The 5,166-nt window shown below is 73.9% G+C and carries 2 protein-coding genes and 1 pseudogene; all 3 read left to right on the forward strand.

The window, feature by feature from the left end; genetic code table 11:
- Nucleotides 1–269 precede the first annotated feature (269 nt).
- Nucleotides 270–1,715 carry an aldehyde dehydrogenase family protein gene (locus SSNG_RS25950; RefSeq protein WP_007266883.1) on the forward strand — a complete coding sequence of 482 codons (1,446 nt, stop codon included), beginning with the start codon at nucleotides 270–272 and terminating at the stop codon, nucleotides 1,713–1,715.
- Between the two features lie 229 nt (nucleotides 1,716–1,944).
- Nucleotides 1,945–3,894, forward strand: a complete 1,950-nt coding sequence (locus SSNG_RS25955) for an acyl-CoA dehydrogenase family protein (protein WP_007266884.1) — start codon at nucleotides 1,945–1,947, stop codon at nucleotides 3,892–3,894.
- A gap of 98 nt (nucleotides 3,895–3,992) precedes the next feature.
- Nucleotides 3,993–5,166: pseudogene (locus tag SSNG_RS42325) on the forward strand (hypothetical protein); the annotation flags it as partial.

Below are 5,166 nucleotides of genomic sequence, written 5' to 3' on the forward strand. Positions count from 1 at the left end.
CCCCGGGGAACGGGCGAAGGGCGGGTAGGGGACCCGGCCCCGCGCAGCGGCCCACCCACCGGCACCAGCCACGCGAACCGGCCCCGCCCCACGCCCGACGGACGGAGTCCGGCGCAGCCGCGCGAGCGGCGCGTCCAGGAAAGGGACAGTGACAAAGCGGCGCAGCCCCGGGCGGAGGTTCTCCAACGCGGCTAAACCGCGAAGGCCCGGCGGCGCCCTACCTTGGTGGAGACAAGGACCACCGCACAAACCGAAGGGCCGGGATTCGCATGACTTCCACCCACGCCTTCTGGCTCGCCGGCCGCCAGGCCACCGGCGAGGACAGCTTCGACGTCCACAACCCGTGGGACGGCCGGCTGGTCGCCGCCGTCAGCGTGCCCACCGACGCCCAGGTCGAAGAGGCCGTGGCCGCGGCGTACGCCGTGACGGCGGAGTTCTCCGCGACCCCCGCCCACGTACGTGCCGCCGCCCTGGACCACGTGTCCAAGCGGCTCGTCGAGCGCACCGAGGAGATCGCCCAGCTGATCTCCGCCGAGAACGGCAAGCCCATCAAGTGGGCCCGCGGTGAGGTCGGCCGTGCGGTGTCCGTGTTCCGTTTCGCAGCCGAAGAGGCCCGCCGCTTCAACGGCGGAGAGGCCCAGCGCCTGGACACCGACGCCGGCGGCGTCGGCCGCCTGGCCCTGACCCGCCGCTTCGTCAAGGGCCCGGTCCTCGGCATCGCGCCGTTCAACTTCCCGCTGAACCTGTGCGCCCACAAGGTGGCCCCGGCCATCGCCGTCGGCGCGCCGATCATCCTGAAGCCGGCCCCGGCCACCCCGCTCTCCGGCCTGATCCTCGGCGAGCTGCTCGCCGAGACCGACCTGCCGGCCGGTTCCTGGTCCGTGCTGCCCGTCGCCAACGACAAGATGCCGGCCCTGGTCAAGGACGACCGCCTCCCGGTCATCTCCTTCACCGGCTCCGACACCGTCGGCTACGCCATCCAGCAGTCGGTGCCCCACAAGCACTGCACCCTGGAGCTCGGCGGCAACGCCGCGGCCGTGGTCCTCGCCGACTGGTCCTCCGACGCCGACCTCGACTGGGCCGCGACCCGTATCGCGACCTTCTCGAACTACCAGGCCGGCCAGTCCTGCATCTCCGTGCAGCGCGTGATCGCCGACGCCTCCGTCTACGACCGCCTCGTCGAGAAGGTCGTCGCGAAGGTCCAGGCCCAGGTCACCGGCGACCCCGGCGACGACGCCACCGACGTCGGCCCGCTGGTCTCCGAGGACGCCGCCAAGCGCGTCGAGTCCTGGGTGGACGAGGCCGTCTCCGCCGGCGCCAAGCTGCTCACGGGCGGCAAGCGCGACGGCGCCACGGTCGAGCCGACCGTCCTCGCCGAGGTCCCGGCCGGCGTGAAGCTGGCCACCGAGGAGGTCTTCGGCCCGGTCCTCACCATCACCCGCGTCGAGAACACCGACGAGGCCTTCGCCGCCGTCAACGACTCGAAGTTCGGCCTGCAGACCGGCGTCTTCACCCGCGACGTCCAGGTCGCCTTCCGCGCCCACCGCGAGCTCGAGGTCGGCGGTGTGATCATCGGCGACGCGCCGTCCTACCGCGCCGACCAGATGCCGTACGGCGGCGTCAAGCAGTCCGGTGTGGGCCGCGAGGGCGTCCGCTACGCGATGGACGACTACACGTACGAGCGCGTCCTGGTCCTCACGGGCCTCGACATCTGACCGACTCGTACGGTCACAGACCGACGGCCGGAGCCTACTGTGCGGGGGCTCCGGCCGTCCCCCTTTTCCGGGCGCGCTTTGACGAGGCGCGCTGCGGCCGCGTTCCCGGCCGCTTTCGCGGGCGTCCCCCTTTTGCAGGCGTCCGTATTTTCCCGGGCGCCCGCAGCGGGTACGACTGACAGGTAGCACCGATCGGTAGGTCCCCCGATGCGGCGAGGTGAGTACCCGGATGTCGGCAACAAGGCCCGTACAGCCCAAGGTGACCGAGCGCGAGGCGCGGCAGGTCGCGGAAGCGGCCCGCGAGCAGGACTGGCGCAAACCCAGCTTCGCCAAGGAGCTCTTCCTCGGCCGCTTCCGGCTCGACCTGATCCACCCCCACCCGACCCCCGCCGAAGAGGACGTCCGGCGGGGCGAGGCCTTCCTGGCCCGGCTGCGGGACTTCTGCGAGCGCGAGATCGACGGGCAGCGCATCGAGCGCGAGGCCAAGATCCCCGACGAGACCGTGCGCGGGCTCAAGGAGCTCGGCGCCCTCGGCATGAAGATCGGCACCGAGTACGGGGGCCTCGGCCTCACCCAGGTCTACTACAACAAGGCGCTCGCCCTCGTGGGCTCGGTCAGTCCGGCCATCGGCGCCCTGCTCTCCGCCCACCAGTCGATCGGCGTGCCGCAGCCGCTGAAGATGTTCGGCACCAAGGAGCAGAAGGACGCCTACCTGCCGCGCTGCGCCACCACCGCGATCAGCGCCTTCCTGCTCACCGAGCCGGACGTGGGCTCCGACCCGGCGCGGCTGGCCACCACCGCCGTGCCCGACCCGGAGGACGACGGCACGTACGTCCTCGACGGGGTCAAGCTGTGGACCACCAACGGGGTCGTGGCCGACCTGCTCGTCGTCATGGCCCGGGTACCGAAGTCGGAGGGCCACCGCGGCGGGATCACCGCCTTCGTCGTCGAGGCCGACTCGCCCGGCATCACCGTCGAGCACCGCAACGCCTTCATGGGCCTGCGCGGCCTGGAGAACGGCGTCACCCGCTTCCACCGGGTCCGGGTCCCCGCCGCCCAGCGGATCGGCGCCGAGGGCGCCGGCCTCAAGATCGCGCTGACCACCCTGAACACCGGCCGGCTGTCCCTGCCCGCCATGTGCGTCGGCGCCGGCAAGTGGTGCCTGAAGATCGCCCGCGAATGGTCCGGGGTACGCGAGCAGTGGGGCCGGCCCGTCGCCCGGCACGAGGCCGTCGGCGCGAAGATCTCCTTCATCGCCGCCACCACCTTCGCCCTGGAGGCCGTGGTCGACCTCGCCTCCCAGATGGCCGACGAGGACCGCAACGACATCCGCATCGAAGCCGCCCTGGCCAAGCTCTACGGCTCCGAGATGGCCTGCCTGATGGCCGACGAACTCGTCCAGATCCGCGGCGGACGCGGCTTCGAGACCGCCGAGTCCCTCGCCGCCCGCGGCGAACGCGCCGTCCCCGCCGAGCAGCTCCTGCGCGACCTGCGCATCAACCGGATCTTCGAGGGCTCCACCGAGATCATGCACCTGCTGATCGCCCGCGAGGCCGTCGACGCCCACCTCTCCGTCGCCGGCGACCTCATCGACCCCGAGAAGGCCATCGGCGACAAGGCCAAGGCCGGAGCCCGCGCCGCCGGCTTCTACGCCCGCTGGCTGCCCAAGCTCGCGACCGGTCCCGGCCAGCTCCCCGGCACCTACCGCGAGTTCCACCCGGCCGGCCACCCCGACCTCGCCACCCACCTGCGCTACGTCGAGCGCGGCGCCCGCAAACTCGCCCGCTCGACCTTCTACGCCATGTCCCGCTGGCAGGGCCGCATGGAGACCAAGCAGGGCTTCCTCGGCCGGATCGTCGACATTGGCGCCGAGCTCTTCGCGATGAGCGCGGCCTGCGTGCGCGCCGAGCACCTGCGCGAGAGCGGCGACCACGGCCGCGAGGCCTACCAGCTCGCCGACGCCTTCTGCCGGCAGTCCCGGCTGCGCGTCGAGGAGCTCTTCGGCCGCCTCTGGGCCAACACCGACGACCTCGACCGCAAGGTCGTCCAAGGGGTCCTCGGCGGCACCTACACCTGGCTGGAGGAAGGCGTCATCGACCCCTCCGGGGACGGCCCCTGGATCGCGGACGCCGCCCCCGGCCCCTCCACCCGCAAAAACGTTCACCGTCCCCTGCGCTGACCTGCCATCATCGGCAGCAGATCGGACGGATGTACGAGTACGGACCCACGGGCACGAGCACCGGCGGTACCGGCACGAGCGCGAGGCGGGCGAGGACGATGGCGACGGCCGAGGAGGACCGGGCCTGCCGGCGGCTGGCCTGGTGCGTGGCGCACCTGCTGCGCCACGCACCGCACCACGTGGTGGCCGACCTGATCGACCGGCTCGACGGGCCCACCCGCACGTACCTGTGCCGCGACCAGTGGCTGCCCGCCGCCGCCGTCACCCTCCTGCTGCGCCACGGCACCGACGCCGACCGCCACTACATCGCCCGCAACCCGCACGTCTTCGGCCGCCCGCTGCCCGGCCTGCCCGGCCCCGCGCGGTACGCCGCCCGGCCGGGGCCCTCGCCCGAACTGCTCGGCGAGACCGGCCCCGGCCCCCTCGGCGCCGACGAGCTGATCCGCCTGCTGCGCCGCCACGGCCGCCGCCCCCGGATCCCGCTCACCCTGCTCCGCATGCCGCACCTCCTCGACCCCCACGACCCCGAGCCGCTGCTGCGCGCCCACGCCCGCGCCCCGCTGCCGGCCGGCGCCGTCGAGGCACTGCTGCTGGCGGGCGGACTGCCCCGGCAGGCGTGCCGCGCACTGCTCGACGCCCGCACGGGGGACACGTACGGCCGCCACTGGTACCGGCCCGCCGTACGAGCCGTCCGGATGGGCCTGCTGACCTGCGACGAGCTCGTCGCGTACGTGGCCCCCGCGGCCCGCACCCTGCTCCTGGGCCACCTCCCCGCCACCCGCGGGCTGCGCTGGACCCTGCCCGAACAGGCCGAGATGCAGTCGGCCGTGCACCGCGCCCTGCGCCCCGCACTGGGTGACGACCCCCGGCTGTGGGCCGAACTGGGCCGCCGGGCCCCCGCCTTCCGCGGCACCCTGCCCGAACTGGCGGCCGCGCTCGCGGCGGGCACCCCGGCCGCGCCCGGCGACGTCCGCCACGACCCGGCGCTCGCCCGCGCCGTCCGCCACCTCGCCCCGGACCCGGCCCCCGCCGATCCGGCCGGCGCGTGGGAGCGCGAGCTGGCCCTGGTGAGCCTGGCCGTACCGATGGACACCGCCGCCGAGGACGTCCGCTGGGTCCGCGACTGCCTGGACCGGGGCCCTGCTGACCGGCGCCGACGTCATCCGGCACAAGGTCCCCGCGTGCTGGGCGCTCGACGAGGACCAGTGGCTCGGCGACACCGGCCACCCCGACCGCCACGACCGCCCCGCCGCCGTGCTCGCCGCCCGCGCC

This window comes from Streptomyces sp. C (assembly GCF_000158895.1).
Lineage (GTDB): Bacteria > Actinomycetota > Actinomycetes > Streptomycetales > Streptomycetaceae > Streptomyces > Streptomyces racemochromogenes.

Excerpts from the sequence above, each read along its gene's own strand:
- SSNG_RS25950 (WP_007266883.1), top strand. The coding sequence starts at position 270 with ATGACTTCCACCCACGCCTTCTGGCTCGCCGGCCGCCAGGCCACCGGC.
- SSNG_RS25955 (WP_007266884.1), top strand. The coding sequence starts at position 1,945 with ATGTCGGCAACAAGGCCCGTACAGCCCAAGGTGACCGAGCGCGAGGCG.